Annotated in this window: 23 protein-coding genes and 6 pseudogenes; 20 read left to right on the top strand and 9 right to left on the bottom strand. The window is 59.3% G+C overall.

Translation table 11 applies throughout. The features are described from left to right. Positions 1 to 475: 475 nt before the first annotated feature. From LB556_RS29605 to LB556_RS29595, 3 genes and pseudogenes are all read right to left on the bottom strand, one after another. On the bottom strand, positions 476 to 1,534 hold the full coding sequence (locus LB556_RS29605) for a class I SAM-dependent methyltransferase (protein ID WP_024504268.1): 1,059 nt from the start codon (positions 1,532 to 1,534) through the stop codon (positions 476 to 478). 57 nt (positions 1,535 to 1,591) lie between these two features. Next, positions 1,592 to 1,813: pseudogene (locus LB556_RS29600) on the bottom strand (insulinase family protein); the annotation flags it as partial. 1,053 nt (positions 1,814 to 2,866) lie between these two features. Then, positions 2,867 to 3,109 carry a hypothetical protein gene (locus LB556_RS29595; RefSeq protein ID WP_224571023.1) on the bottom strand — a complete coding sequence of 81 codons (243 nt, stop codon included), beginning with the start codon at positions 3,107 to 3,109 and terminating at the stop codon, positions 2,867 to 2,869. 3 nt (positions 3,110 to 3,112) lie between these two features. On the opposite strand from LB556_RS29595, the gene LB556_RS29590 reads away from it, so the two are divergent. From LB556_RS29590 to LB556_RS29580, 3 genes and pseudogenes are all read left to right on the top strand, one after another. Further along, entirely contained in the window at positions 3,113 to 3,412 is a 300-nt protein-coding gene (locus tag LB556_RS29590; RefSeq protein ID WP_224571022.1) for a hypothetical protein, read from the top strand. Positions 3,413 to 3,600: 188 nt separating this feature from the next. Next, positions 3,601 to 3,821: pseudogene (locus tag LB556_RS32120) on the top strand (helix-turn-helix domain-containing protein); the annotation flags it as partial. Between the two features lie 1,143 nt (positions 3,822 to 4,964). After that, positions 4,965 to 5,159: pseudogene (locus tag LB556_RS29580) on the top strand (DUF459 domain-containing protein); the annotation flags it as partial. A 69-nt stretch (positions 5,160 to 5,228) separates the two neighbouring features. Here LB556_RS29580 and LB556_RS29575 read toward each other — a convergent pair. The 4 genes and pseudogenes from LB556_RS29575 to LB556_RS29560 all read right to left on the bottom strand — a co-directional run. Next, positions 5,229 to 6,683, bottom strand: a complete 1,455-nt coding sequence (locus LB556_RS29575; protein ID WP_063169408.1) for a glutamate synthase subunit beta — start codon at positions 6,681 to 6,683, stop codon at positions 5,229 to 5,231. Between the two features lie 41 nt (positions 6,684 to 6,724). After that, positions 6,725 to 6,876, bottom strand: a pseudogene (locus LB556_RS29570) (TlpA family protein disulfide reductase); the annotation flags it as partial. Between the two features lie 290 nt (positions 6,877 to 7,166). After that, positions 7,167 to 7,436: pseudogene (locus LB556_RS29565) on the bottom strand (pyridoxal-phosphate dependent enzyme); the annotation flags it as partial. A gap of 8 nt (positions 7,437 to 7,444) precedes the next feature. Continuing rightward, a pseudogene (locus LB556_RS29560) lies at positions 7,445 to 7,649 on the bottom strand (isopenicillin N synthase family oxygenase); the annotation flags it as partial. Positions 7,650 to 8,474: 825 nt separating this feature from the next. Between LB556_RS29560 and LB556_RS29555 the strand changes: the two are divergent. The 3 genes from LB556_RS29555 to LB556_RS31945 are packed head-to-tail and all read left to right on the top strand — an operon-like array spanning position 8,475 to position 9,506. Continuing rightward, complete coding sequence (locus LB556_RS29555) at positions 8,475 to 8,699, top strand: DUF411 domain-containing protein (RefSeq protein ID WP_372958899.1); 225 nt, start codon at positions 8,475 to 8,477, stop codon at positions 8,697 to 8,699. Between the two features lie 40 nt (positions 8,700 to 8,739). Beyond that, positions 8,740 to 8,973: a hypothetical protein gene (locus tag LB556_RS29550; protein ID WP_127312611.1), complete on the top strand. Its 234-nt coding sequence runs from the start codon at positions 8,740 to 8,742 to the stop codon at positions 8,971 to 8,973. A gap of 41 nt (positions 8,974 to 9,014) precedes the next feature. Continuing rightward, complete coding sequence (locus LB556_RS31945; RefSeq protein WP_244514239.1) at positions 9,015 to 9,506, top strand: c-type cytochrome; 492 nt, start codon at positions 9,015 to 9,017, stop codon at positions 9,504 to 9,506. Between the two features lie 238 nt (positions 9,507 to 9,744). Here the strand turns inward: LB556_RS31945 and LB556_RS29535 are convergent, their stop codons facing one another. After that, positions 9,745 to 10,161, bottom strand: coding sequence for a hypothetical protein (locus LB556_RS29535; RefSeq protein WP_063169404.1), 417 nt, complete (start codon positions 10,159 to 10,161; stop codon positions 9,745 to 9,747). Positions 10,162 to 10,858: 697 nt separating this feature from the next. On the opposite strand from LB556_RS29535, the gene LB556_RS29530 reads away from it, so the two are divergent. The 12 genes from LB556_RS29530 to LB556_RS29470 all read left to right on the top strand — a co-directional run bounded on the left by LB556_RS29530 (position 10,859) and on the right by LB556_RS29470 (position 23,845). After that, on the top strand, positions 10,859 to 11,134 hold the full coding sequence (locus LB556_RS29530) for a hypothetical protein (RefSeq protein WP_063169403.1): 276 nt from the start codon (positions 10,859 to 10,861) through the stop codon (positions 11,132 to 11,134). Positions 11,135 to 11,919: 785 nt separating this feature from the next. Further along, positions 11,920 to 12,201 (top strand): acyl carrier protein, encoded by a 282-nt coding sequence (locus LB556_RS29520; RefSeq protein ID WP_029356603.1) that lies wholly within the window; start codon positions 11,920 to 11,922, stop codon positions 12,199 to 12,201. Next, positions 12,202 to 13,410, top strand: a complete 1,209-nt coding sequence (locus LB556_RS29515) for a beta-ketoacyl-[acyl-carrier-protein] synthase family protein (RefSeq protein WP_063169402.1) — start codon at positions 12,202 to 12,204, stop codon at positions 13,408 to 13,410. Between the two features lie 853 nt (positions 13,411 to 14,263). Further along, positions 14,264 to 14,854 carry a NodA family N-acyltransferase gene (locus tag LB556_RS29510; protein ID WP_063169401.1) on the top strand — a complete coding sequence of 197 codons (591 nt, stop codon included), beginning with the start codon at positions 14,264 to 14,266 and terminating at the stop codon, positions 14,852 to 14,854. Further along, the gene (nodB, locus tag LB556_RS29505; protein ID WP_063169400.1) at positions 14,851 to 15,510 is read left to right on the top strand and encodes a chitooligosaccharide deacetylase NodB; all 660 of its coding nucleotides are present in this window, start codon (positions 14,851 to 14,853) and stop codon (positions 15,508 to 15,510) included. The genes LB556_RS29510 and nodB overlap by 4 nt, the downstream gene beginning before the upstream one ends. Before the next feature lie 15 nt (positions 15,511 to 15,525). Next, on the top strand, positions 15,526 to 16,851 hold the full coding sequence (nodC, locus tag LB556_RS29500) for a chitooligosaccharide synthase NodC (protein ID WP_063169399.1): 1,326 nt from the start codon (positions 15,526 to 15,528) through the stop codon (positions 16,849 to 16,851). Between the two features lie 261 nt (positions 16,852 to 17,112). After that, positions 17,113 to 18,027 (top strand): nodulation factor ABC transporter ATP-binding protein NodI, encoded by a 915-nt coding sequence (gene nodI / locus LB556_RS29495; protein ID WP_024505873.1) that lies wholly within the window; start codon positions 17,113 to 17,115, stop codon positions 18,025 to 18,027. Between the two features lie 3 nt (positions 18,028 to 18,030). After that, a complete protein-coding gene (locus LB556_RS29490; RefSeq protein ID WP_063169398.1) occupies positions 18,031 to 18,819 on the top strand; it encodes an ABC transporter permease in 789 nt (262 codons plus the stop codon). A gap of 283 nt (positions 18,820 to 19,102) precedes the next feature. Further along, on the top strand, positions 19,103 to 19,864 hold the full coding sequence (locus tag LB556_RS29485; protein WP_063169397.1) for a sulfotransferase domain-containing protein: 762 nt from the start codon (positions 19,103 to 19,105) through the stop codon (positions 19,862 to 19,864). A 389-nt stretch (positions 19,865 to 20,253) separates the two neighbouring features. Then, positions 20,254 to 21,540: a dicarboxylate/amino acid:cation symporter gene (locus LB556_RS29480; protein ID WP_063169396.1), complete on the top strand. Its 1,287-nt coding sequence runs from the start codon at positions 20,254 to 20,256 to the stop codon at positions 21,538 to 21,540. Between the two features lie 275 nt (positions 21,541 to 21,815). Continuing rightward, a complete protein-coding gene (locus tag LB556_RS29475) occupies positions 21,816 to 22,877 on the top strand; it encodes a LacI family DNA-binding transcriptional regulator (RefSeq protein ID WP_051695606.1) in 1,062 nt (353 codons plus the stop codon). A 164-nt stretch (positions 22,878 to 23,041) separates the two neighbouring features. Continuing rightward, the gene (locus tag LB556_RS29470) at positions 23,042 to 23,845 is read left to right on the top strand and encodes a TIM barrel protein (RefSeq protein WP_063169395.1); all 804 of its coding nucleotides are present in this window, start codon (positions 23,042 to 23,044) and stop codon (positions 23,843 to 23,845) included. A 48-nt stretch (positions 23,846 to 23,893) separates the two neighbouring features. Here the strand turns inward: LB556_RS29470 and LB556_RS29465 are convergent, their stop codons facing one another. Further along, positions 23,894 to 24,811 carry a LysR family transcriptional regulator gene (locus LB556_RS29465; protein WP_063170390.1) on the bottom strand — a complete coding sequence of 306 codons (918 nt, stop codon included), beginning with the start codon at positions 24,809 to 24,811 and terminating at the stop codon, positions 23,894 to 23,896. A 701-nt stretch (positions 24,812 to 25,512) separates the two neighbouring features. Here LB556_RS29465 and LB556_RS32115 point away from each other — a divergent pair. Next, complete coding sequence (locus LB556_RS32115) at positions 25,513 to 26,007, top strand: IS110 family transposase (protein WP_095769983.1); 495 nt, start codon at positions 25,513 to 25,515, stop codon at positions 26,005 to 26,007. A 140-nt stretch (positions 26,008 to 26,147) separates the two neighbouring features. Next, the gene (locus tag LB556_RS32110) at positions 26,148 to 26,810 is read left to right on the top strand and encodes a hypothetical protein (protein ID WP_365970300.1); all 663 of its coding nucleotides are present in this window, start codon (positions 26,148 to 26,150) and stop codon (positions 26,808 to 26,810) included. Positions 26,811 to 26,830 lie beyond the last annotated feature (20 nt).

The raw sequence follows: 26,830 nt of genomic DNA, 5'->3' as shown, positions 1-26,830 counted from the left end.
TTGTCGCTCTTGATTGCCCTGCTTCAAATCCGGCCGAAGCCGGTCGCCGCTTAGGGCTCGGATTGTTCACGGTCGACTAGTGAGCACTCTCCAATATGTTAGGCTCTGTCGCAGTAGCGCAACAAGCTCAGTCTTTGGATGGGTGGTATGAGGATGAGACGACTGAATGTGTACAGGCTCAGTCTTTTTATCGAGGCTCTCGTTTTTGTCGTAAGCGCGTTCGGTGCGACGTGGCTTACCAGCTTTGTGAACGCGCCATGGTGGACATATGTGATTATAGCGGCCATCGCTATGGGCATGTTCGTCGCCGTGCGTGGGGTCCTTTCTGAGCCGCAACGTATGGGACTCTTGGCACACAACTCGGCAGCGACCTCTGCGTGAACCCAGACGCCTTGAAAATGTGCCCGATGCGTCCGGATTTTTGGCGGTGATCTTCATCAAATGCGATGAGCTGCAATTTCTGGCGACGGCCACGCTAAGGGCGGGCCTCCAGCACCATGTTGAACGGTGTCTCCGCGGCGCGACGCAATCGCTTGAAGCCGCCGCCGGTCACAACCTTGCGCAGCCTCGCCTCACCGGCCTGGGCTCCAAGCGCGAGCCCGACTTCCTGCGACACGGATGCGGGCGTGCACACGAAAGTGGAAGCGGCATAGTAAACGCGGCCGACGGGATTGAGGTTCGCCGCCAGATGATCATGCGCGAACGGCTCGACGATCATCCACGTGCCGTCCGGCTTGAGCGATCCGTGGACATGGGTGGCGGCGCCCGTCGGGTCGCCCATGTCGTGAAGGCAATCGAAGAATGTGACGAGGTCATAGGTTCCGGGATAGCTCTTGGCGGCCGCCACGTCGAACCGCGTGTTAACGCCGACGCCGGCTACCTCGGCCGCCTTGCGGGCGCGCTCAATCGAAGGGGCATGATAGTCGAAGCCGACGAAGCGCGAATTGGGGAAGGCCTGTGCCATGAGCACGGTCGATGCACCATGACCGCATCCAACATCCGCGACGTCCACGCCGCGTTCGAGCTTCTCGACGACGCCCTCCAAGGCCGGCAGCCAGGAGTCGATCAGATTGGCATTGTAGCCTGGACGGAAGAACCGTTCCGTACCGCGAAACAGACACGCGCTATGATCGTGCCACCCGACGCCCTTGCCGGACTGGAATGCCTGCCTCACCTTTTCTTCATCGAGCCACAGCGCGGACAGGAACTCGAATGCGCCTGCCATGAAGGCCGGGCTGTCTTCATCAGCGAACACCAGCTCTTGCTCGGCGTTGAGATAGAATTTGTCGCTCGCTTCATCGTAGTCGACGTAACCCGCCGCCGCCTGCCCGGAAAGCCATTCCCTTACGAGGCGTTCCTGGGTGCCGGTGCGTGTCGAAAGTTCGGCGGCCGTCATCTTGCCGCCTTCGCGCAATGCCTTGAACAGGCCGAGTCTGTCCCCCAGCAGGACTCCCGCGCCCGTTGCGATCGCACCGAGATCGCCGACCATTTTCCCCAAGAATGCGTCCAACTTTTCCTGATTCGCTTCAGACATCTGAATCTCCCTTTGGGTTCAATCTCTCCAGGCGACGGAGCCGTGCTCGTCATGAGGCGCCTTGAGCATCAGATGCTCGAAGACATGCAGATATCCCCGGCGGCTCATTCCGCGCTGCCGATCCTGCACCAGACCATATGGGTGACGACCGGCGCGGTGGTCGGGAATGACAGCCACCTCCATGCCGTTGAAAAGCAGGAAATCCGTCACTTTGCCCTCGTCGGTAACCGGCGGAGCCGGAGTGGTCGTCACCAGGGCAAGCCCTGTTGCAGCAGGTATCCTTGGGCAGCCTGTCAGAACATCGATGACTCCGGTTGTGGTGCCGGGGTGGGCGATCAGGGGCCAAGTGATTGTTCCGCGGCGGCTGTATGTTGTGGTAAGGTGATCATGCGAACTCTTGTTGGTCGGTCACGTGTTTTGCGGATGACCCGCATGTACTGTGCCAAATGAGAAAACCATTCAAACGCAATCCAGTAGATCTGACTGTATCCGACATTGTCGGAATTTGGACATCGCCGAACGCGAAGCGCTCGGGGCTTGTGACGATACTTGAGCGTGCTGCTTCGGAGGAGGGATGAGCCTCGAACCGGCCGCGAGGCCTTTTTCTGGCAACGGATATTCCGGCCGGGTTAGGCCGCGAGGAAAGCGACGGTGAATAAGAGGTAGAGGACCAACCGTTTTGAGCGGGTAGTTGCCGTGTTGCGCCCCCAGGCAAAGGCCAGCACCACGGAGCAGTATTTCTGGTGGCGATACTACAACGCCTTTTAGTGCCGGTTACCCGTTTTTACCCAGTTGGCCTGGTGCATTCAGAGCGAGCTCGTTGGAAACCGCTTATTGTGGCTATGAGCGAACTCGGGATGGAGGAGTGGACCCAAAAATTGGCAAAATGCCCCAGGGAGGATTACATGGGTCGCTCATTCCCCGTACTCGTTACAGGTGCGCGTCGCTTCGCAAACAGCTTGCTTTTGACTTGGCGTTTTTTGCCGTCTCGGCATCGCTCACTAATTCGGCCGCTGCCGACACCGTGAACTGGCGTCAATTCGAAGGGACCAGCATAACTTGGGCCTACGACATCCACCCCTATGCGGATGCTCTCGCTGCGCAATTTCCGGAGTTCGAGAAGCTGACCCGGCATCAAGGTCACGCCGGAACTCTACCCAGACGATTCTTACTGGAACAAGATGACGATCCAACTGACGACGAAGTCGCCAGCATGGGATGTGTTCGGCACTGGCATTCAGCCCGCGTAGGACCTCGCTCCGAGTGGCGCCCTGGAGCCGCTGGACAAATACCTGAGCGATTGGAAGCTTACCGATGCTGGATACGACTACATTACGTGGACATGATCAAGAAGTGCGCGGCTCCTTCCTTCGCGTCCGGCCGCAGCGCGATGACGATCGACTCAAATATGTTCGGCTTCTGGAACGATGTTGCGGGGAAGCCGGCATCCGGCAAGATCGCCTTCGCTCCGCCGCTGCACGCACCGAGCGCCACGAGCTTGGAGTCTGACATCTGGATCTGGGCTCTCGCCATGAACGCGGCTTCCGAAAAGAAGGGCACGGCCTGGCTGTTCATCCCGTGGGCCACCTCCAAGCAGGTGGCGCTCAAGGGTGCCCTTGCTGGCCAGCTCGTCAATCCGCCGCGCACGTCGACCTGGCAGACGACACCTGGACTAAGTACGCTTCGCAGCCCGAGTTCAACAACTTCGTTGACAGCTTCAAAAAGATACAGGACCAAGCCGCGCTGGCTTTCACACCGCGTGTCGGCTTCGGCGAAGCCATGAACGCATGGGCCGTGGCGATGCAGAAGATGGTAAACGGCGATGACGTCGAGACGACGTTGAGGGCGCTTGCCGAAGAAATCCGCACTGGCCTCTGATCAAAAGGAACAGGGCAGTACTATTGCACTGCCCTGTTCCCGCCAACGGCGGAGATCACGCCGTGTCACCCCAAGCACTTAAACCCAGCGTGCCGATGGCAGCCGAAGGACCTGGCGCGCGCGCCTCGTCCGGTTCGGCTTCGCTGGAGGGGCGTTCCATCGACTGTTTCAGCCTTGCAATCATCCAGGCGCTGGCCAAAAGCCAGATGGAGCGCCGGCTCAGGAACCGGCGCAAAAACTCGAGCCTGCCGGCGCTGATCGAGCTGGTGCTGGCGCGGCCGCTGGTGTCGGCAGGTCTGGTCGCGGCCGAGCTGAAAATTAGCCAGCGCGCTGCGCTCGGGCTGGTGCCGAACTCGGCATCCGTGAGGTGACCGGCAGGGGGCGCTACCGGGCGTGGGACCCCGTTTAGCTGCGGCGGGCTTTGGCGAAAGCGACAGCACTGATGATTTTTGCTGTACGCTCATTCTCCCTCATCTGCGCGTTGACAGAAAACCAGCAGGCGAGGGTCACAGCACGCTGTGCTCCCCGCGATTTCCGGAAAACCAATGAAAAACGACTTTGATCGATCGCGCGGGACGTATCATTCAACCATGTCGAGAACGGGCGTGACGGCACGTACACTATGGACCGAGAGAACTTTGTCTGGCGACTTTGCGCACGCTTGCAAAACTCTTCGGAAAACTTCCTTCTGTTGATCCAATGATCGTAATGAGCTGGAGTGGCATCGCCGCTCTCCTCGGTTCTTGCTCTCTCAGTTGAACTTGATGCTAGCCTGCACGAAAACGCCGTAGCGCTTTGCCTTCCAATCGTCGGCCTGCGGGGAACCACGACCGCCCATTGCCTCTTCGAAATGAGCGGTGCCGTTATTCGCCACGGCCGCAACACCGCCTCGAGCTGGACGCCATGCCCATCGCCGTCTTCGGGAATTAGCTTGATCTTGGGCGCATGTGGTGCTGCTCTTTGCCGTCGAGCCGCGTGAAGAGGAACGCCACGTCACCAGAAAGGCTGAGTCGCTCGGTGAGTTGCGTCTGCCCGGCCAAGCCGAGTCGCAGCGAATGCCAATCGTTGTCCTGGCTGAGAGGTTGACGTAGGTGGGACGGTTGGCACACAGGTTCCCCAGTTGGTCGCCTGCTGCGTGCAACCGAAAGCATCGTAGCTCTCGTGCCAGAAATTGTTGCCAACAAAAGCACCGATGCGGTAGCGCGGTGAGTTCAAGAAATTATATCCAAGATCGGCGGTGAAATAGCTGACGCCGCCCCCGCGCTGATCACTGAATGTGTTTGAGTAGCCCCCCATTTCCGTAAGAAGTCCTCGTCATGAGAAAATCCTCCCTGATGCCGCCCGCACCGAGGAGGCCTTTACGAAAATGCCAGTCGGATTGTGGACTCGAATGCGCGTCTAGATCGTCATAGGTGAGCCGCGAGACCAGTGACGTACCTTTATGATTGTAAAGTTCCTTCGATGCGTTGCCGGTACTGGCCAGTAACGTAGTCCACCCTCGAAGGAAAAGACTGAGGCCGCCGACCCGGCTACCGACGCCGACTCGCAATCACCGGCACTCGACGGCGGTTCGGAACTTCTCGGTGCCGCAGCGCCGGCCAAGCCGGACGGGCCCGGTGAAAAATTCGTCGTCGAGGGCAAGGCGCCCGCTGCTGCGCCCGGCCGCGCCGACGATTTTTCTTGGCCGCCAAGGCGGCAGCCTGCGGCCGGGGCCACAACCGAAACGACCACGGCGATCAGTCCGTAAGCTGCCCGGGGCAGCGGAAGGGCGGAAAGCGCCTTCAGGTGGCCGCACAAGTAGGGTCTCGAGACGGACTCAGCGCGGCAGCACGCTCGATCCCATCAGCGCCTCATCGATGGCGCGCGCCGCCTGGCGGCCCTCGCGGATCGCCCAGACGACCAGCGACTGGCCGCGCCGCACGTCGCCCGCCGCATAGAGCTTTTCGACGCTGGTCCTGTAGTCCCGGTCATTGGCCTCGACATTCTTCGAGCGGCGGCTGTCAATGGCGATCTTCATCTGGCCGGCCAGTTCCGACACCGGCCCGCGAGCGGCTGGCCCGGCAAAGCCGATGGCGATGAACGCGAGATCGGCGCGGATGACGAATTCGGTGCCGGCGATCGGCTTGCGCTTTTCGTCGACTTCGCAGCATTTGACCCCGGTCAGCTGGCCGTTTTCGCCGATGAATTCAAGCGTCGCCACCTGGAATTCGCGCTCGGCGCCTTCGGCCTGCGAGGATGACGTGCGCATCTTGGTCGCCCAGTATGGCCAGACCGACAGCTTGTCTTCCTTTTCCGGCGGCTGCGGCCGGATGTCGAGCTGGGTGACGCGCACCGCGCCCTGGCGGAAGGCGGTGCCGACGCAGTCGGAGGCAGTGTCGCCGCCGCCGACGACGACGACATGCTGGCCGCCGGCGAGGATCGGATGCGACGGCCACGCCACCGACTGGATCGGTTCGCCGCCGACACGCCTGTTCTGCTGCACCAGATAGGGCATCGCGTCATGCACGCCGCCGAGATCGTCGCCGGGAATGCCGGCCGCGCGCGGCGTTTCGGAACCGCCGCAATAAAGCACGGCGTCATGTTCGGCGAGCAGCTCGGCAACCGGCTTGTCGACGCCGACATTGACGCCGCAATGGAAGGTGACGCCCTCGCCCTGCATCTGCTCGATGCGCCGGTCGATATAGTGCTTCTCGATCTTGAAGTCGGGAATGCCGTAACGCATCAACCCGCCGGGCCGGCTCTCGCGCTCATAGACATGGACGTCGTGGCCGGCGCGGCCGAGCTGCTGGGCAGCCGACATGCCGGCCGGGCCGGAGCCGATGACGGCGACGCGCTTGCCGGTCTTCTTCTCCGGCGGATAGGGCCTGATATGGCCGGTCTCGTAAGCCTTGTCGGCGATCGCCTGCTCGACCGTCTTGATGGCGACGGGGATGTCCTCGAGGTTCAGCGTGCAGGCTTCCTCGCAAGGTGCGGGGCAGATGCGGCCGGTGAACTCCGGGAAATTGTTGGTCGAATGCAGGTTGCGGATCGCATTGTCCCAGTCGCCATTGTAGACGAGGTCGTTCCAGTCCGGGATCTGGTTGTGGATCGGGCAGCCCGTCGGCCCATGGCAGAACGGAATGCCGCAATCCATGCAGCGCGCGGCCTGTTTCTCGACCTCTTTGTCGGACATCGGCAGCGTGAATTCGCGGAAATGCCGGATGCGGTCGGAGGCCGGCTGGTACTTGTGCACCTGCCGGTCGATTTCGAGAAAGCCTGTTACCTTGCCCATAGTCCAGTTCCTGCTGTCCAGATGGTGCGCCTGGCGACGCCCTGCAGCTGGATCAGATGGGGCATCCCGTCCACACATGGGCCGCACCAAGTTGCCCAAAATTCGACTATGTACACTTGCCGGGCTCAAAGCTCGTGAGGGGCTCGCCATGCAGCCAGTTCTCGACTCTAATCGAAGGAGCCGGGGACTCCATCTGCAATACCACGTTGCGGTCCAAAGCTATTTCCAAAGGTTTCTGCACGAGCTGGTTTCCTCTCAGAGACGGCACACGGGTTCAGGGAGGAGCGCATCGCTCGTCTTGCCCCATTGAGTGCAGTCACAGTCACTCAGTCTCAAAAGCCATGCCAACGCGCTCAGCGCGCAGTTAGCGCCCATTGCTTCGAAAAACCTCGTCAGTGCCCAGATGTTGGTTGTAATGAACCTGACATTTGTCTGACGCTGTCAGCTTTTGGACACGCGATCACGCGCTTCGTGCCGCCAGATGGCCAGGCCGAGCCCTGTGTTGCCAGCGGTCGCTTCGATGATTGTACCGCCCCGCGCGTGCCACGCTGTTCGGCATTAACGATCATCGACAACGCAATGCGATCCTTGATCGATCCGCCGGGATTCTGGCTTTCGATCTTGACGAAGCGACGACACCTGCCGGTATCGAATCTCTTCAGTTCGACGACCGGCGTCTCCCCAATCAGATCGAGCACTGACAAATGGCGGACGCAGGCGAGAGGACGCCTTTGTCGACGGTCGGCGGAACATCTCGAGGCTCATGCGGCTGCGGTCTCCAGAATGTCGGCATAGTGCCGTTGCGCAATATCGGGATGCGAGCGCAGTCGGCTCTTCAGCAGTTGCGGAACAGGGGATTGTCGGGGTCGCTGGCGGGGCACCCGCTTCGGCAGCCAGTTCAGGCGGCAGGTCAAGAAACCGTATGTCGGCATCAAGCCGCGCGCCGAAGAAGAAGGGAATAGAAACAGTGCCCTTCGAAAGACCCAGGGCGACGGAAATCATTGCATCGGGCGAGTTCATGCGCCTGAAGCAGCGCTGGCTGCAACTGCTTCATAGCGACAGGCGGGCGGAGACTCTAGCGGGGCTTTCGCCGCTTGGTTGATTGAGGCTCTCGACGAAGCCACTAAGATTCGGCGGCCGATAATAGCTTGCTGCTCATTGGGACGCCGACCAACGCCGGGATTGAGAAAGGCAACCCTGCCCCACAAGGCGGGTGTCACACGTGCGGTGCGTCCGCTCGTCGCGCCGGATGGTCTTTGAGACCTGGGTTCACGGCTATTCAGATGCACCCCTGTCGGCTTTTCGGTGCAGGCCGCCAGGCGGCGTGTTGCAGCAGCGGTAATTAGTTTGAGAGCGTGCGAGCACGGGCTGCATAGTGAGATCATTTGCCGGCGTGGGGACCAAGGTGTGGCGCAGCCTTAGAGAACTCAACACCGAGACCGGAGCAACGGAGACGGCTCTTTCGTCGAGACAGTTTAATTGGAAGGCCGAGAAGCACCGGCTGGGTAGCGTCACGCCGCATCATTCTTTGCGGAGCTGGAGCGCGCGGGATCGCTGGAGCGGCTGGTGAAAGCGGTTGCCGGGGCGCACGCCAACAACAACACGTGAGCTGGCGCCTCGTGTGGCAAAAGGAGGGGGCGAGAGCCCATGGCCTGCAATGAAGCGATCAAGCATTGCGATCGTGGAACCAAGCTGCCTAGTCGACCATCCGGACCGCGGCCTTCAAGCCAGCTCGCCTTGGAATCGGCCTTCCAGGAATCACCGTCAAGGCCGACTCACGACCTTTTCGCCATGAGCCGCGAAGAGGGCATTCCGCCGGAAGCCGATGGCTGCCTTCTCTCGTTCATCGACGGCTATGTGGTGAGCGGCCATGTGCCGGTCGGCACGGTCAACAAGCTCTTGACCGAGCGGCCCGACATCAAAGGGCATGACGCTGCCCGGCATGCCGATGGGCTCCCCCGGCATGAGTGGCACGAAGGAAGCGCCCTTCGAGATTCTCGAAATCCGAAAGTCTGACGCGACCGGCGGCATCTACGCCACGGAATAGGAGGCTTCGATGATGGAATGCATGAGCGGCATGATGATGTTCGGCACGGGCCTGGTGTGGCTGCTTGTCGTCGTCGTGCTCGTCCTCGGGACGGCCGCGCTGATCAAATACCTGTTCTCCAGCGGCGGCAAAGGAGAAGGGCGTCGGTCCTCTTATCGATGCGTGGCCGCGGCAGGCCTCGGATTGGTCTGGACATTGCCTTGGCTCGCCAACCGGATGGCCGCGCCCCGGCCGCGGCGATAGCGCTAGGCAAGACGGTTTTAGCCAGGCGAAGGTCAGCGCGATTGGAAAGCCCGCTGCCTTCGGGACGCATGCCGGCGCCGGGACCGGCCGCGGTCGTCGGCGGCGGCTACCAGAGCGACATGCCGGGCTTCGGGAATGTCCTCACCGACGAGGAGATCCGGGCCGTTCTGGCCTTCATCAAAAGCACATGGCCCGAGCGGGAACGCGCCTATCAGGCAGATGAGCCGCCGGGAGCGGGAGCAGACACAGTGAGACCAATCCTAGCCGCGGAGCCCTCGAACGCCCCCAACCGGAATGCATTGTCCATGAAAGCGAAACCGTCGCTTGCGATTCAATTTCTGGCGCTGATCCTCGGGACCTCCGCGCTGGCCCACCATCCGGGCGCCGATCTCGACAAGATGAGGGACAGCGCGGAGAGGTTCTTCCAGGCGATCGACGAGCAGGCCGCGCCGCCTTTCGAACTGGCCGACGCGGACGGAAGGGCCGTCCGCCTTCCGATCTCTCCGACAAGATCGTGGTGCTCTACTTCATGACGAGGTAACCTTGGAAGAAGAAGGCGACGGCCACTGGCGGCAGGATGGCAAGCACGCTGGCCGCAAAAAGCGGCCCATACTCATAGAAGCGGGCCGGTTCTGTCGCAAATCGTGCTTTTGGCCACAACTGGACGCTTTCGCGCGCTTATGGACCAGCTCACATGACAGGGCTCGACGTGCCCCGGGGTGGCGCCCTACTTCCACGCTCGCACTGTCACACTCCCGCCGAAAGGCGGGTTTAGTGAGTTATGGCAGTGACTGTGCCACCAGTCCAAACGTCGAGTTTCGCGGCAACTTCGACGCTTTCCTTAGCTGACTTGCCCAAAACCAGCGCGGCCAAAGCATACTGCTTGCCGCTCCCGATGGCATAATATTCACCTTTCACGGGATCACTTGGCAGCCAATTGCCGTCCAACAATACGGCTTCCCCATTTTTGCGCACTATCAGCGCCTCAAATTCAAAATTGTCGTCGTTGCGCGGCACAGGAATATCAGAAACATCCATGCCCTTCTCAACCCAGTCTCGAACGGCCTTTGGAATACCCAAGGACGAAGAGGAAACGCCGATGAGTGTGCCGTCGCATAAGCGAAACACCTTCGTTTTCTCACCGACGGATACTGAGTCAAAACCCAAGGCTCGGCCGTCGCCAGCCATGGTTCCGTTCCTGTAAGCTATTGTTGTCATTGGCACCCTTCTATCGCTGCATCAAACTTCAGGACCTTGCGCATGTCCCCTGTGTCAAGGTCACTGACCGACGGCCTATTTGCCTGATACACGATACAGGCTGCGCTCCTTGAGTTCGCGCACGGGTGGCCGTCATCTTGCCGCCTTCGCGCAATGCCTTGAACAGGCCGAGTCTGTCCCCCAGCGGGAATGACAACCACCTCCATGTCGTTGAAACGCAGGAAATCCGTCACTTTGCCTCGTCGGTAACGGGCGGAGCCGGAGCGGTCGTCACCGGGCAAGCGCGGTCGCAGTAGGTATCCTGGGCAGCCCGTCAGACATGGATGGCTTCGGTTGTGTCATGCGACTTCTTGTTGGTCGGTCACGTGTTTCCGGATAACCAGCATGCGCTGTGCCAAATGAGAAAACCATTTAAAGTCAATCCAGCAGATCTGACTGTATTCCGACATTGTCGGAAATTGGACATCGCCGAACGCGGGCGCTCGGGGCTTGTGATGATACTTGGGCGTGCTGCTTCGGAGGAGGGATGCGCCTCGTACCGGCCGCGAAGCCTTCCTGCATTTAAGGCGCCAGATCAATTGAACGCGATGCCGGGCAGCGTCGCAGCGGCTAAGCCAGCCACTCGCATTGCTCCCTGACAGGATGGTGCCGATCCTGCTGAGATCGCATGCTGGCGCGACGTTGCTTTGCGGCCACCGTCGCGCCTGCCCGTGAACTGTTCGCGCCTGTGCTCATGCTCGCCTTGACACCCTCGATGGGTCCATCCGGGATGGTCAACCATCCGGAACATAGCGGGCAGGCGGGCATCTTCACCAGCAGTCTCTGTGTCGCTCTCGTGGCGGCAAACAAGATCGAGGCTGGCGGGGTGATGATCAACGGTCCTCGAACCATCGATTTTGATCGCGGTGGCCGTTCAGTGCGTTCAAGCACGAGGCGCCGTTAGACGGCACCGCAGCATCATAGCGAAGTGCCATGCAGGACGACTCCCTGCAGCATCGTCTCGCGCAGCCAAACACTTGCCGGATCACTGTTGTGAACGGCCGGGCGTTTGACGGCCTGTGACGCGAAAAGGCAACGGAAGATCTAGCATTTATGGGGGAAATGTTTTTTCGGAGTGCTTGACCCGCAGGAAGGGCAGGGCATGACTGCCTATCGCCCGACCCGGCAAGGCCGCACTCATGACCGGCTGGGCTCGGTTAATCCTGCATGCCGCGCCCATGAGGTTACTTGTCCGGAGTGCGTCGAGCACAACGAGGAGATGTAGTTCACGATCTTTGAAAAGCGTGGTCAACCATCCAAAGTGTGGATGCCTTTCATCGAAACAAACGATTTCATCAATGTTCTGGAATCCTGCATGGGCAGAAGCACCTGATGGACACCGATGCCCCCACTGCCTCATGGCGTGGCGAGCGTCTTAAGAAACCGCCCGAAAGGAGATTTTTCATGCGCTCTACCGGGCAGTGGAGTGCTGGGAAAGGGAGTTGCAACTGACCGGCCATGTCAAACTGTCCGACTTCTTCCGAGCCTATGGACAGACCGGGAGACGCGCACGTGTAGCGGCTCACATCGTCATACTGCACCTACGCCACACACCGGCCGGACCTGATCCGGCTTTATGAGCATTGGGTTTTGTCAGTTGCCCAAGCGTGATGGCTTTCGCGACGCGGCGCGCCTCAGGAACTGAGCCGCGTCCAGGTCGAAACGCGGGAAAGAAAGACAGGAAACAGAATGGCCGATCAATTCGCAACGGACGTCATTGCCCTGATCAAGAAACGCGCCGAGTCGGAGAGCGGTGAGGGAATGCCTGCGTCATTCGTCGGCGAGATAACAATCGCCACGGAACTGGACGCGCTCGGGTTCGATTCGCTGGGTTTGGCGGACGTCCTCTGGGATGTGGAGCAGGCCTACGGCATCAAGATCGACATGAACACGGCCGATGCCTGGTCCAATCTCAAGAATGTCGGCGACGTCGTGGAAGCCGTCCGCGGCTTGCTTGCGAAGGAGGCTTGAATGGACAGGCGCGTCGTTATCACCGGAGTGGGCGGCCTGTGCGGACTGGGCACCGAGGCCGCCTCTATGTGGAAAGAGATGCGCGAAGGCCGCTCCGCCATCGGCCCGATCGCCAATTCCGAGCTTCATGACCTGGAGGGCATGACCGGCGCTGAGATCAAGGCGCTGCCCCAGCACGACATCAACCGGGGGCATCTCATCTCCATGGACCGCTTCAGCTTGCTCGCCGTGCTTGCAGCGCGCGAAGCCATGCGGCAGGCCGGACTTTCCTGCGACGAGGGGAATGCCCATCGCTTCGGCGCGACAGTGGGCGTCGGATTTACCGGTTCGTACGCAACAGAACAAACTTACCGCTCACTGCTTTTGGGTAGCGCAATCCGTGCTGAACTCTTCACTGGAGTAAAGGTGATGCCCAGCGCCGCTTCCGTCCATCTTAGCTTGAGCCTCGGCTTGCGCGGGCCGGTCTTCGGGGTGACCTCCGCATGTGCCTCGGCCAACCATGCGATCGCCTCGGCGGTGGACCAGATCAAGCTGGGCCGGGCCGACGTAATGGTTTCCGGGGGCAGCGACGCACCCTTCGCATGGGGCGTGCTGAAAGCATGGGAAGCAATGCGCGTGCTTTCACCCGATACCTGCCGGCCCTTCTCCGCCGATAGGAAGGGCCTGGTGCTGGGCGAGGGTGCGGGCATGGCCGTGCTGGAAAGCTACGAGCATGCCACGAGGCGTGGTGCCACAATTCTTGCCGAGATCGCCGGCGTCGGCCTTTCCGCCGATGCCTTCCACATTGCCGCGCCATCTGTCGAGGGGCCAGCGTCGGCGATGCGCGCCTGCCTTGCCGATGCCGGGCTGAATGCCGAGGACGTCGACTACCTCAACGCGCACGGCACCGGTACCAAGAGCAATGATCAGACTGAAACGGCGGCGATCAAGCGTGTGTTTGGAAACCACGCTTATTCGATGTCCATCTCTTCCACCAAGTCCACGCACGCGCATTGCCTCGGCGCAGCGAGCGCGCTTGAAATGATCGCCTGCGTGATGGCAATCCAAGAGGACGTCGTGCCGCCGACCGCCAACTATCGCGAGCCAGATCCCGCTTGCGACCTCGACATCACACCCAATGTGCCGCGGGAGCGCAAGGTGCGCGTCGCCATGAGCAACGCCTTCGCCATGGGCGGTACGAACGCAGTTCTGGCATTCAGGCAGGTGTAGAAGCCATGCAAGACGCCTCATTTGAGGTCACCTGTCGTATCTAGCTGCTTGCCGGACCACTATGTAAAGCGAGCGCTATTGGCTGCCTCTGCGATGCGGGAATTGGCAGCGGACGTCTCTCGATCAAACAGGCATCTTGCTTGTAGAATTCTTTTAATCGTGAAGCGGCGCGAGTGCGCTATCCGTTGAGGTGAGCAAGGCCGGCGCCCTGGGTGAGCGCTGGTGTCGGGTGGTGGAAAGTACAGGGGGAGCTGTGTGGCCCCTCTTTCTCGGCCTCGACGATGTGCGAAGGAGCCTGCGCGGCGAACGGGCCAACGCCCCAGGCTCAGAACCTGGGCGAACCTAACTCCCGCCAAAGGACAGCCCAGAGCTGGATACACGAAAGAGATACTGAACCCGCGAATCAGATTCTGATCAATCGTCGTGTCTGAGCTCCACTCGGCTCTTACGGAGATAATCGCGCGGCCCGGCAACGGCCGCGCGTGCCGCGGGCGTGAGCTTTGCGCTTCGTCAGAAGTGCCTCGAGCGTGACGACGATAATTGACCAGCCATATGGAACGCATTCGCCCAGTTATCCAAAGCGTGGATACCTTTCATCTAAACAAAGGATTTTACCGTTTTTGCTGCAGGTCCCATAGAAGCGCTTCAAGTTGGAAAGATAGGTAGTTCCGATGGTTGCGTTGGATCTGAGGAGCATCATCTGGTGTGCGGGGCGTACAAAGTCAGTCGCATCTGCATTGCGGCTTGGTCTTTCGGCGGTCCCCACAAGTTACGCCCCGTTGGCGCGACGCCAATTATTTAATCAATGCTTGGACATTTATCTCAACCAGACAGCTACAAGGTGAGGTCTTCCATGCGTCCGAATGTCGAGTGGAAGTTGTGCTGGGAAAATGAGCTGCAACTGGCCGACCATGTCGAACTCTCCGACTTTTTTCGAAAGACCTATGGACGGACTGGCGCCTTCAACGCGGAGCCATTCGAAGGCGGCCGCAGTTGGGCCGGCGCGAGGCCGGAATTCCGCGCAATCGGCTACGACGCGCATGGGGTAGCGGCTCACATCGGCATGCTGCGGCGCTTCATCAAAGTTGGCGAGGTCGACTTGATCGTCGCTGAATTGGGCCTGTACGCGGTTCGTCCGGATCTTGAAGGGCTCGGAATCGGTTTTTCGATGCGCGTGGCGTACCCAGTGCTCCATCAGTTGGGTGTTCCATTCGCTTTCGGCACGGTTCGGCACGCGCTGCGAAACCATGTCGAAAGATTCTGCAGAGCCGGCCTCGCGAACATTGTGTCGGGCGTTCGCGTACGGTCGACCCGTCCAGATGTGCATCCCGACCTGCCGCCCACGCGCCTGGAAGACGTACTCGTGTTGGTTTCGCCGATCGGACGCTCGATGGACGAGTGGCCGTCTGGTACCCTGATCGACCGGAACGGTCCGGAACTATGAAGCCTCTGGACTACATATGCGAAGGGCAGAGTGACAATGCCGATCGCATTGCAGAGCGCAGCGTCTATCTGACGTTTGACGACGGTCCCAATTCATTTTTCACACCGCAGATACTCAATGTGCTGGCGCAACATCAGGTGCCGGCGACCTTCTTCGTTGTTGGGGCCTACGCGGCCGACGAGCCGGAACTCGTTCGCCGAATTATTACAGACGGCCACGGTATAGCCAACCACACGATGACTCATCCGGACCTAGCTAAATGCGGGTCCGTCGAAGTCGACTGCCAGATAGTTGAGGCAAACAGAGTCATAGGGATGGCTTGCCCGCAGGCCATGGTTCGGTACTTTCGTGCACCCTATGGCATCTGGACCGAAGAAGTAATCGCTGCATTAGCGGGTGAGGCATTGGCGCCCGTCCATTGGTCCATTGATCCACGCGACTGGTCTCGCCCCGGCGTTGACGCCATCGTCGACAGAGTGCTCGCCGATATCCGGCCGGGCGCAATCGTGCTGTTGCACGACGGGTGCGCTCCCGACGAATTGCAACCAGGCAATCAAGCCAGTCTGCGCGACCAGACGGTGACAGCGTTGTCACGCCTAATTCCAGAATTGCACGGCCGCGGATTTGTAATCCGATCACTTCCTCAACATCCCTGAACAAACAGAGATCCTATGGACCTTCTCACCACAGCCAGTACTGTTGCCGTTTCGTCTTATGCGGTGCTCTCGACTGTTTACAGAGGCATGCAAGCGGTCTACTCCCAACCGGAAAATGTTACGCCGCCGTCGGAAAGCTTGTTCGGATCCGACCGTTGGCCGAGCGTGGATGTCATTATCCCCTGCTACAATGAGGACCCGCGCACACTCGCGGCGTGTTTAGCTTCCATTGCAAATCAAGATTACTCCGGAACATTTCAGGTCTATCTGGTTGACGACGGTTCTGGAAATCGTAATGCCGTCATCCCGGTACATCACGCCTACGAGGGCGACCCGAGATTCAATTTCATTCTGCTCCGCGAAAATGTTGGCAAACGCAAGGCGCAGATCGCCGCCATCCGCCGCTCATCTGGAGATTTCGTGCTCAGCGTCGACTCTGACACGACACTTGCGTCCGACGTCATCACGAAGCTTGCAGTAAAAATGCGGGATTCCATGGTCGGAGCGGCCATGGGCCAGCTGACGGCATACAACCGCAGCGACACTTGGTTGACCCGATTGATCGATATGGAATACTGGCTGGCTTGCAATGAGGAGCGCGCGGCGCAAGGTCGCTTTGGTGCGGTCATGTGCTGCTGCGGCCCATGTGCAATGTACCGCCGGTCTTGTCTCCTTTCTCTGCTGGATCAATACGAGACGCAGCTGTTCAGGGGGAAACCAAGCGACTTCGGTGAAGACCGTCATCTTACGATCCTCATGCTGAAAGCAGGCTTTCGAACCGAGTACGTTCCAGGTGCCGTCGCGGCGACAGTCGTTCCGGACAAGATGGGACCTTATTTGCGCCAACAACTCCGCTGGGCACGAAGCACTTTCCGGGACACGATGCTTGCGCGAGGTCTACTGCGTGGCCTGGATCGCTATCTAACTTTGGATGTGATGGGAGAGAATCTCGGCCCATTGTTGCTCGGCATCGCGGTAGTAACGGCGCTCGGTGAGTTACTATTTTCACATACAGTAAATTGGTGGACGGTGCTGGCTATTGTCACGATGACCATAATCAGATCTACGGTGTTATCTTTCCGCACTCGGCAGCTTCGATTCATCGGCTATTCAATGCACGCGTTAATCAGGATATTCCTGTTGATCCCCTTGAAGGCTTACGCCCTGTGTACATTGAGCAATAGCGATTGGCTGTCGCGTAAAAGTGTTCCCCTGCCCAACAGCAGCACAAAGGAAATCACAAGCGCGATGCCGCTTGGCGGAGCAAATGCTGCGGGCAATTCTGGAATTGCGGAGTCACTTCATACTGCAGATCTTTCGCTCACAGCTAGTGAAGTCTGACGGCCTTGCAGCGCCGAGTGACCGAGTAAGTTGTGTCAGTCGACACGGGGTGAAGCTTGTCGAGTTACCTATGGTCAGAACGGGGACTATGTGGAAGCGACACGTGGCATCTTGACGTTATTCTTTGGCGGAAGCGATACACACGTCGCTCCGGCCGCGACTTTCCAAAGGTGTCATCTCAAGGCGGTGGCCTGCTCTGAACCAGAATTCGCAAGTAAGCTGCCGGTGGCCAATCGGACTCATTCCGCTTGAGATAGACGCATGTCCAATGTAGCAATCGACCTTACCGGCGTAACCAAATTATTCGGAAACAAGCTCGTTGTGGACGGGCTGTCCTTCACCGTTGCATCGGGAGAGTGCTTCGGTCTGCTGGGGCCTAACGGCGCAGGCAAGAGCACGATTGCGCGTATGCTCCTCGGTATGACCCGGCCTGACGCGGGTGATATAACAGTCCTCGGTCTACCAGTGCCGGCACGCAGCCGCTTGGCCCGCAAGGGCATAGGCGTGGTCCCGCAGTTCGACAATCTCGACCTGGAATTTACGGTACGTGAGAACCTGTTGGTGTTCGGGCGCTACTTCGGCATGAGTACAAGAGAGATCAACGCCGTCATCCCACGGCTGCTCGAGTTCGCTCGCCTTGAGAGCAAGGCGGATTCACGTGTCGGCCTGCTATCCGGCGGGATGAAGCGGCGCCTGACGCTGGCACGTGCTCTGATCAACGACCCCCAGTTGCTTGTGATGGATGAGCCCACGACCGGCCTCGACCCGCATGCCCGCCATCTGATCTGGGAGCGACTTCGTTTCCTGCTGGCGAGCGGAAAAACGATCATTTTGACCACCCATTTCATGGAAGAGGCTGAGCGGCTTTGTGATCGGCTGTGTGTTCTCGAGCGGGGACGCAAGATCGCCGAGGGCAGTCCTCATGCGCTGATCGACGAGTACATTGGGTGCAACGTGATCGAGATCTTCGGCGGTAATCCACAGGAGCTGATTTCGCTGATCAGACCGTACGTTCAGCGTGTCGAGGTAAGCGGCGAGACGCTCTTTTGCTATGCGCCTGAGCCGGAGGATGTGCGCATCCAGCTTCGCGGTCGAGCGGGTCTGCGTATTCTAGAGCGTCCACCCAGTCTGGAGGACGTTTTCTTGCGGTTAACCGGACGTGAGATGGAGAAGTGAGCAATGGGTGAACGTTTTGCGGCCGCTCTACCCGCCAACGCCTGGAACTGGATGGCGGTGTGGCGCCGCAATCATCTGGCATGGAAGAAGGTGGCATTTGCTTCAATGCTCGGCACCCTTGCTGATCCGATGATTTACCTTTTCGGGCTCGGCACTGGCCTTGGACTGTTGGTAGGCCGCATCGAAGGTGCATCCTACATCGCCTTTCTGGCAGCCGGCATGGTTGCGACGAGCGCGATGACAGCATCAACCTTCGAAACAATTTACGCGGTTTTCGGTCGAATGCGCGATCAGGGCACTTGGGAAGCAATCCTGCACACACAACTTACCCTCGGCGACATCGTTCTCGGTGAATTGACCTGGGCAGCCACAAAGGCTTTTCTGGCCGGTACGACAATTGCGATTGTTGCGGCCGCGCTAGGTTATGCCGCGTGGACGTCGGTTCTCTACGTGCTACCGGTCGTCGCTCTCACCGGATTCGCCTTTGCGAGCCTGGCCATGCTCGTCATCGCGCTCGCGCCCAGTTATCACTATTTTATTTTCTATCAGACGCTTGTCATCACACCCATGCTGTTCCTTTCGGGCGCGGTTTTTCCAGTCGGCCAATTGCCAGGAGTGTTTCAGCAGATTGCGGCCTTCTCGCCCCTGGCGAATTCTATCGAGCTAATCCGTCCGGTGATGCTCGGCCGCCTGGGCGACAATGTAGGGCTGCATATAGGCGCACTTTGCATGTTCGCTGTATTGCCTTTTTTTCTGTCGGCTGGACTGTTTCATCGACGACTAATGCGTTGACGCTTGCTTACACCCATTAACCAGAAGGAGGTCCGCAATGCCGGATGCAAACTGCCCACAGCGGCCCGGAGGCATGCGTATGCTAGGAATCGCGAGTGGTACAACGCCGAAGCCGGGCGCCACCCAGCCGCTGCAGGCACCCGCCCAGCTTCGCGACCACACCTCGAAGAACAGGCTGGATGGTGAGGCGCGGACCCACCCGGAGCGTTCAATCGATAGCAGCCAAGCTTCTTGTGCGCGTCCACAGACCGTCGCGGCCATTATTTAGTTGGATACACATGCAATGACCCACAACGAAGCAACTCTTGAGCCTTTTGTGATCCTTGCTATGCCAAGGACCGGAACACACTATTTAGAAGAATTGCTAAACGAGCATCCGACCGTTTTGAGTAACGGTGAGTTGCTAAACGAATATGATCCCAATTGGCCCAGCACTGATCGCCTGCTAGGCACGGATCGCGAGCTTCTTGAGCTTGCCTATGTGCGCTGCCCTATGCGCGACTACAAGAATGTGACGCATCTTGGATGCAAGATCAATGAACCTCAGTTTCGCGAGCGTCCCGCATTCTTTGCGGAACTGGCTCGTTGGCCAGCACTCAAGGTCATCCTTGTTGTTCGCCGAAACGTATTGGAATCGCTCCGATCCTTTGTGCAGGCCAGGGAAAGCGGTCACTGGCTGAAGTTCAGCTGGGACAACGATACCGCTCGGCCACCGAGCGTCAGGTTGTCAATCGCCGACTGTGAGGCTTATTTCAAAGCCGCCGACGATTTTCACGCTCGCGTTATGGACTCCTTCACGTCGACCAACCTGCTTGTAATGGAATACGAGAGCCTACTTCACGAACCTGCCCAATGCCTGGGAGCGGTTTGGGATTTCCTGGGCGTTCCAGCGCTTGAGCCATCAGATAACGCCATCCTGCAGCGCCAGGAAACGCGACCGCTGGATCAAACGGTGGAGAACTTTGACGAGTTGCGGATTCACTTCGCACGGGGACCTTATTCAAGATTTTTTGACCTCGGAGATTCAATGCGCTCCTACGCTTAATCGCTTGTACCGCGTGCTCTGATGGGCGTGTAGGATATCCTGCAGTTTGCGCGCATTCCGTCGCAAAACTGACAAACCAAAGTCACCAAGACGACAGAGATATCGGCCGGCAGTCGATCTGCGGCAGACATCAAAGACACGGCCGCAAGGCGACCTGGTCAATTCCCTCTCTGGCGAAGCACTTCTTCAGACGCGATCTTTGGCGAGCCTTGAGTGCAAATTCCGGCAAAGGTGGAGGGTTCCAGTGCGCAACCCGCACCAATCTCGCTGGACGGGACAGGCCTCCAGTTGGCACGGCGCTTGCTCCGAGATGACAGCAGCGCTCGACCGGAGCGCAGCATGGGAGAAGGAGGAGCCCCCACCCCGATCCGGTCAGGGAGAGAGAAACGGTGTTGGTTCCAAGAGTCCCCCGCGCGATCGCAGCGCCCCGCAAGCCCCATTTTGCCCGGACCTACGTGCAGGTGCTTGCCGCCATAGTCCTGGGAGCCGCAATTGGCTACCTCTATCCGGAAACCGGCCAGAGCCTGAAGCCGCTCGGCGATGCCTTCATCAAAGTCGTCAAGATGATTATCGCACCTGTCATCTTCCTGACAATTGCGACCGGCATTGCCGGCATGAGCGATCTGCAGAAGGTCGGCCGAGTTGCCGCCAAGGCGATGGTTTATTTCCTCACCTTCTCGACACTTGCACTCGTTGTCGGACTGATTGTCGCGAATATCGTTCAACCTGGCGCCGGCCTCAACATCGATCCGGCCTCGCTCGATGTCCAAGCCGTTAAGGGCTATGTGGCCACGGCTCACGAGCAGTCCGTGACCAGCTTCCTGATGAACATCATCCCGTCAACGATTGCCAGTGCCTTCGCGGAAGGCGACATCCTGCAAGTCCTGTTCTTCTCGGTCCTGTTCGGCATTGCTTTGGCGATGACCGGAGAGACGAGCAGGCCGGTCGTTACCTTTCTCCAGGCGCTTACCGCCCCCATTTTTAAGCTCGTCGGCATTCTGATGAAGGCTGCACCCATCGGCGCCTTCGGCGCAATGGCCTTTACGATCGGCAAATACGGAATCGGTTCGGTGGCCAACCTCGCGATACTGGTCGCGACGTTCTATCTTACCGCCTTCCTCTTCGTGTTCGGGGTTCTCGGCGCGGTCTGCCGCTACAACGGCTTCTCGATCTTTTCTCTCGTCCGCTACATCAAGGACGAGCTGCTGCTTGTCCTGGCAACGTCCTCCTCGGAGGCCGCGCTGCCCTCGCTAATGGAGAAGATGGAGAAGGCCGGCGCCGCCCGTTCGGTCGTAAGTCTCGTCATCCCTACTGGATACTCATTCAATCTGGACGGTACCAATATCTACATGACGATCGCCGCCCTCTTCATCGCCCAGGCGACGAACACAGATTTGTCAATTGCCGATCAGATCCTCCTGCTGCTAATTGCGATGCTTTCCTCGAAGGGTGCGGCAGGCGTCACCGGCGCCGGCTTCATCACATTGGCCGCTACTCTCTCTGTCGTGCCGAGTGTTCCCGTTGCCGGAATGGCTCTAATTCTTGGCGTGGACCGCTTCATGTCGGAATGCCGCGCGCTGACGAATTTAGTCGGTAATGCGGTGGCATCGCTCGTTGTCGCTCGCTGGGAAGGCGAATTGGACCAGTCACGGATGGAAACCGCTTTCCGCGGTTAGGGTTACATCAAACTGGCTCCCCGCAAGCAAGATCGCAACAGCGCGACGTGTAAGTAGCGGCCTTGACACAACAGTCGAATTGCCAGCCTCCAAAGAGCGCTGGAAATAGAGTACTAACGCAGTGAGTAATACAACACCATGAAGCCCCTAAGCAAACGAACGGTTCACGGAGACTCATCTGGGTGCGCATGGAGCGCTGTTCGTCGAATGCGCTATCCGCGGGGTGGGGGAACTATTTCAGCTTGCCGCCCCAAGCCGTCGCGGGAGCGCACCGGATGATGGAGGACCGGCCGATCAGAATCGCTAGGGGAAAGCGCGTCACAATAGCCGATCTCGCCCGCGAAGCCGGAGTCAGCGTAGCAACAGTCGATCGGGTTCTGAACGTCCGCCTTCCGGTGCGAGAGGAGACCGCCCAGCGGGTCCATGCGGCCGCGCACGCGATCGGCTATCATGCTGCCGGTCTCATCAAACAGCGCTTGCAGCAGCACCTGCCGCACTACAAGCTGGGCTTCATCTTGAGAAAACCTACCCACGATTTCTACCAAGATTTCGCTCGCAAGATCGAAGAGTCGGTCAGTATGGCTAAATCCTTCCACGGCCTTCCGATCATCGAGTTCGCGCAGTCACATTTGCCGCGTGACCTGCTCCCGCTTCTTAAGGACCTTGGGAGCCGCTGCCAGGCGATCGCCATGGTGGCGGCCGATCACCCGAAAATCACAGCATCAGTCGAGGAGCTCAAGGCGAAAGGTATCCCGGTATTTTCGCTGCTATCCGACTTCGCCGATGGCGTGCGCGAGGGCTACATCGGCCTCAACAACAGCAAGGTCGGACGGACTGCCGCTTGGGTGTTTTCCAAGGCCGCAAAACGGCCCGGCAAGGTGGCGGTGTTTGTCGGAAGCCATCGCTTCCAGGCGCATGCGACGCGGGAAACGGCCTTTCGTGCGTATTTTCGTGAGAACGCGCCAAAATTCGAGGTGCTTGATGCGCTCGTGAACCTTGATGAACGGCAGCTCACTTACGAAAAATTGCTGGATCTTATGCAGCGGGAACCAGAGCTCGTCGGCTTCTATATGGCCGGCGGGGGGATAGAGGGGGCAATTTCCGCGCTCCGAGAAGAGGGGAGCGGTCAGGATCTCGTCGCGATCGTGAGTGAAATGACGCCGCAGTCACGTGGGGCGCTTGCGGATGACATCTTGACGATGGCGGTCGGCACGCCAATGCGCCGACTTTGCCAGGAGCTGATAATGGCAATGGAGCGGGCCATCAAAGCCGGCGTCGCGGAGAGCCCGGGGCAGACATTTCTGCCGTTCGACATTTATCTTCCGGAAAATATTTGACCTTGATGGATTTCTATCATGAGCGCCCATTTTCCTTTCACCGATGAAAGGAAAGCTCGATTGACTCGGCCGTCTCTGTCCGATCTGTGAACCGGCGTGGTTCCGTCTTGAAAGAAGCCGGATGCCGAAATGGCAGCCGCGCTTCATGGAAGGAAAGTCAAGCAATGCGCCAGGTATCGCCCCGCTTTGCACTCGATCACATGGCGGCGCCCCGCCTTGACGTCAGTGCGCTTTTCGCGCTTGCCCGTGACCAAGGCCTGACCGACGTCCAAATCCGTTACCCTCATTTCAGCAATCCTGTCGCACGCGGCATTCCGGCTGCGGACGTTCGGTTGGCCGCTACCGAAGCGGGCGTCACGATCATCTCTGTCAACGCCTTGCAGCGGTTCAACGACTGGACTCCAACGCGTCAGGCCGAGGCAAGCAACCTCGCCGATTATGCGACGGCGTGCGGGGCGGAGACGCTCGTGTTGGTGCCGGCCAACCGCAGCTCGTGGCCCACCAATAGCGAGCGCCAGGACAATCTTCGTTTCGCTCTAAACGAGATCAAGCCAATCCTCCAGTCGCGGGGTCTGATCGGTCTCATCGAGCCGCTGGGTTTCCGAACCTGCTCGCTTCGATCAAAGAAGGAAGCGGCCGAGGCCGTTGCCGCGGTTGATGGCCAGTCCGTCTTTCGCCTCGTGCACGACACGTTCCACCACACCCTGGCCGGGGAGACATGCCTGTTCTGCGAGCTTACCGGCCTGGTGCACATTTCAAGCGTAAACGACCCGACCTTCTGGATTTACCCCGATCGCTTTCTTGCAGGTTCCGACAATGGCAGCCAGATTCAGGCGCTGCTGGATGGCGGCTACGCGGGACCTTTCTCATTCGAGCTGGTCGAGGAAGTCCATTCTCTGGACGATCTCGCAGGCGCACTTGCCGCCAGCATCGACTTTATCCGGCGAGGGCTATTGTCGTCAAAGTAGATGGTGACAGGAGTAGTGACTATAGGTGCGCCTGAATTTTCCGTGGGTTCACAGCGGGGCAGCCATCCGAGATGCCTCCTGTATCATTATCTCCCGCATCCAGATGCTTGCCGGATCGCTATTGTGGAGGGCCGGCCATTGGAGGGTCTCGGTGAATGTGGGAAATGGCAGCGGAAGTTCGATAACCCGCAGGGGGAACGTTTTTTCGAAATGCCTGACCAGCCGTAAGGGCATGGTCGCTATACGAGCTGTGCCGGACACCATAGGTGGAATCATGCTGAAGCCCTGCACGGCGACCTCGACACGTCTCTTAAGGCCATGCTCAAGCAAAAACCATTCCTCGATAGACGGCTTCATCGTACGCCCGAACCTGACCGCGACGTGCCTCATCGACATGTATCTCTCGAATGTAAGCTGCTGTGGCAGCTGCTTGTTTGTGGGACAGCCTACGCACACGAGCTTCTCGTCAAACAGCGCAACGCTTGAATGCACACTCGACGTGAACATATCCGGTAGAATTAGAAAATCGACGTCACCGCGCCGGAGAAGCTCATCGGGGCTATCGTCGACAGGCAGCAGTTCGAAGCTGACGGCGGGGGCTTCCCGTGAAATACGCTCCACAAGCTTTTCGAAAAACACGAGCGTGACGAAATCGGAAAGAATGATCCTGAAGAGGCGATCGGCTCGAGCTGGGTCAAACGGATCCGAAGAAATAATCGAGCACTGGATGTGCTGGAGAGCGTCGCGAACTGCGGGGGCAAATGCTGCCGCACGCGGGGTTAGAAATCTTTCGCGACCTCTTATCGTAAACAGTTCATCGCGGAAATAATCGCGCAGTCGGGCGACGGCCGCACTCATGGCGGGCTGACTCAGGTTAATCCTGCGTGCCGCCGCCGAGAGATTACGCTCCGTCAGGAGTGCGTCGAGCACAACGAGGAGATTTAGATCAAGTCCTTTGAAACGCATGTCATCAGCCATCCATGGGATGGATGCCTTTAACCGAAACAAACGACTTTAACAATTTAGCATTCTTGCAATCTTTTGTCGCAAAAAGTTTATGATGGATGACGTTAAGGTCCGACATATGAGCCGCGTGATCTGCCGAAGCGAGCAATCGTTCGTACTGTGCAGGTCAGAGATTGGCAGTTTGAAACGCCGGGCCGATGGCGCCGGTCTATCAACCAGCGTCTTCGGCGGCCCCGACCTAGCTAGGCGTGGAACCTAATAGGGTGCACCTTTCCAGTCCGAGGCGACTGATGGGCGGTTTGATCCTAAGCTGCCGTGAGGCCTGTGCCAATTGTATCGGCGAGCCAATGCAGCAGTCCGGCAGCGTTTTTGAGAGCTGTTGTAGGCTCGGCCTAAGCCCATTGGCGCAAGCCTATCTGAACGAAGCGCTTGGCCTTGCCGCTATCCGGTATGTGATCTGTGGTGCCTTCTCGTCCTGCTGTTCTTGTTTTGGAACGCCCTTATGGTGAGCCCATCCGGGACGTGGGGCACCGGGAGCACAAAGGTGCAGGCAGGCCGTCAATAGACCGTGGGCTGAGAGCCCGAGCTCGTTACATGGCCGCCCCTCGCGACTTTCCCGGATGCGCTGCGAGCGCGGATCAGTAGATGTCGTGTTGCCCGCCAGCTCCCGTCTTTGACCGAGCCAAGAAGGAGGAACGGGCATGCTTATCATCGGACTGGATATTCACCGCGCCTTCGCCGAAGCAGTGGCATGGGAGGAGGGCAGGCTCAGGCGACTCGGCCGCGTCGACATGCGGCGCGATCTGCTGGCGGCGTTCGCCGCGAAGCTGTCGCCGAACGATGTCGGGGTGATCGAGGCCACCGGCAACGCGACGTCCGCTGCAGCTGTGGTTGCGCCGCATGTGAAGAAGGTGGGGATCGCCAAGCCGAAACAGGTGTTTATCGTTGCCTATGCCAAGATCAAAACGACGATCGACGCCGACGTTCTTGCGCAGCTCTATGCCAGCGGCTTCTTGCCAGAAGTCTGGATTGCGGACGAGCCGACGCAGGCTCTGCGTCGACAGGTGACACGGCGCAATCAGATTGTCCGACAGAGATCTCGATTGAAGAGCGTCATCCAGTCGATCCTTCATAGCCACCTGATCCGTCCTGCCCGCATGCTGACCTGTGCGGCGCCAAGGGTCGGACCTGGTTAATCGAGCAGGTCGTACCGCAGGACGAGCGCCTCGCGATCGATGGGCATCTGCGCGAGTTCGACCGATTGGGCGAAGACCTCCAGGTCATCGAACGCGATCTTGTCCGCTCGGCTCTCGAGGATGAAGGCGTGAAGCGGCTGATGACCATTCCCGGCGTCGACATCACCGTCGCGCTGGCGATGAAGGGCGGCGATCGGCGACGTGTCGCGCTTCGACGATCCGCAGAAGCTCGTGACCTATCTCGGGTTGAACCCAAGCGTCCAGCAGTCCGGCCAGGTCCGGCCTACCATGGGCGGATCACCAAGCAGGGCCGTGGTCATGCGCGCGGCATGCTCGTCGAGGCGGCCTGGGCGGCCGCTCGTGCTCCCGGACCGTTGCGAGCCTTCTCCCTGCGGCGTGCGAGCCCGGCGCGGACAGCATGTCGCGGCCGTGGCAACCGCACGCAAACTCTCTGTCGTGATCTGTCATCTGTTGAGAAGGGCGAGAGTTACGCGTGGGCTCGACCCTCCCTGCATGCCAAGAAGCTTGCGCGATGTGGAACTCAAGGCCGGGAGCAAGGCTGTGCGCGGCCAAAAGGGAGCGCACGCCTACAACATAAAGAGCCACCGGGAAGAAGAGCGCCGCTGGGTGGAGCAGGCCGAGGGCGCCTATGCACGCCTCGTCGCCGGTTGGAACCCACGAGGTCCGAAGAGGGTAGGCACGGATGCCGCAAACGAGGCGCGACGATAGAAGCTGCGCGGCAGGGCTCTCATCTCGGACCCTGCTCTTCGCCACGCGGTCGTCCGTGCGCGACAGGAGAATAGCGCAGATTTATCAAAAAGGC

This window comes from Mesorhizobium sp. ES1-4 (assembly GCF_020164745.1).
Taxonomy (GTDB): domain Bacteria; phylum Pseudomonadota; class Alphaproteobacteria; order Rhizobiales; family Rhizobiaceae; genus Mesorhizobium.
The sequence above is the reverse complement of the archived record's forward strand: the minus strand, read 5'-3'. Positions and strand labels throughout refer to the sequence as shown.

Bases quoted from the DNA above. Each gene is read 5' to 3' on its own strand.
- LB556_RS29605 (WP_024504268.1), bottom strand. From the start codon at position 1,534: ATGTCTGAAGCGAATCAGGAAAAGTTGGACGCATTCTTGGGGAAAATG.
- LB556_RS29595 (WP_224571023.1), bottom strand. From the start codon at position 3,109: ATGAACAGCCAGGCCGTGCCCTTCTTTTCGGAAGCCGCGTTCATGGCG.
- LB556_RS29575 (WP_063169408.1), bottom strand. From the start codon at position 6,683: ATGGGCAAGGTAACAGGCTTTCTCGAAATCGACCGGCAGGTGCACAAG.
- LB556_RS29555 (WP_372958899.1), top strand. From the start codon at position 8,475: ATGAGCCGCGAAGAGGGCATTCCGCCGGAAGCCGATGGCTGCCTTCTC.
- LB556_RS29550 (WP_127312611.1), top strand. From the start codon at position 8,740: ATGATGGAATGCATGAGCGGCATGATGATGTTCGGCACGGGCCTGGTG.
- LB556_RS29535 (WP_063169404.1), bottom strand. From the start codon at position 10,161: ATGGCTGGCGACGGCCGAGCCTTGGGTTTTGACTCAGTATCCGTCGGT.
- LB556_RS29530 (WP_063169403.1), top strand. From the start codon at position 10,859: ATGCTGGCGCGACGTTGCTTTGCGGCCACCGTCGCGCCTGCCCGTGAA.
- LB556_RS29520 (WP_029356603.1), top strand. From the start codon at position 11,920: ATGGCCGATCAATTCGCAACGGACGTCATTGCCCTGATCAAGAAACGC.
- LB556_RS29515 (WP_063169402.1), top strand. From the start codon at position 12,202: ATGGACAGGCGCGTCGTTATCACCGGAGTGGGCGGCCTGTGCGGACTG.
- LB556_RS29510 (WP_063169401.1), top strand. From the start codon at position 14,264: ATGCGTCCGAATGTCGAGTGGAAGTTGTGCTGGGAAAATGAGCTGCAA.
- nodB (WP_063169400.1), top strand. From the start codon at position 14,851: ATGAAGCCTCTGGACTACATATGCGAAGGGCAGAGTGACAATGCCGAT.
- nodC (WP_063169399.1), top strand. From the start codon at position 15,526: ATGGACCTTCTCACCACAGCCAGTACTGTTGCCGTTTCGTCTTATGCG.
- nodI (WP_024505873.1), top strand. From the start codon at position 17,113: ATGTCCAATGTAGCAATCGACCTTACCGGCGTAACCAAATTATTCGGA.
- LB556_RS29490 (WP_063169398.1), top strand. From the start codon at position 18,031: ATGGGTGAACGTTTTGCGGCCGCTCTACCCGCCAACGCCTGGAACTGG.
- LB556_RS29485 (WP_063169397.1), top strand. From the start codon at position 19,103: ATGACCCACAACGAAGCAACTCTTGAGCCTTTTGTGATCCTTGCTATG.
- LB556_RS29475 (WP_051695606.1), top strand. From the start codon at position 21,816: ATGATGGAGGACCGGCCGATCAGAATCGCTAGGGGAAAGCGCGTCACA.
- LB556_RS29470 (WP_063169395.1), top strand. From the start codon at position 23,042: ATGCGCCAGGTATCGCCCCGCTTTGCACTCGATCACATGGCGGCGCCC.
- LB556_RS29465 (WP_063170390.1), bottom strand. From the start codon at position 24,811: ATGCGTTTCAAAGGACTTGATCTAAATCTCCTCGTTGTGCTCGACGCA.
- LB556_RS32115 (WP_095769983.1), top strand. From the start codon at position 25,513: ATGCTTATCATCGGACTGGATATTCACCGCGCCTTCGCCGAAGCAGTG.
- LB556_RS32110 (WP_365970300.1), top strand. From the start codon at position 26,148: ATGACCATTCCCGGCGTCGACATCACCGTCGCGCTGGCGATGAAGGGC.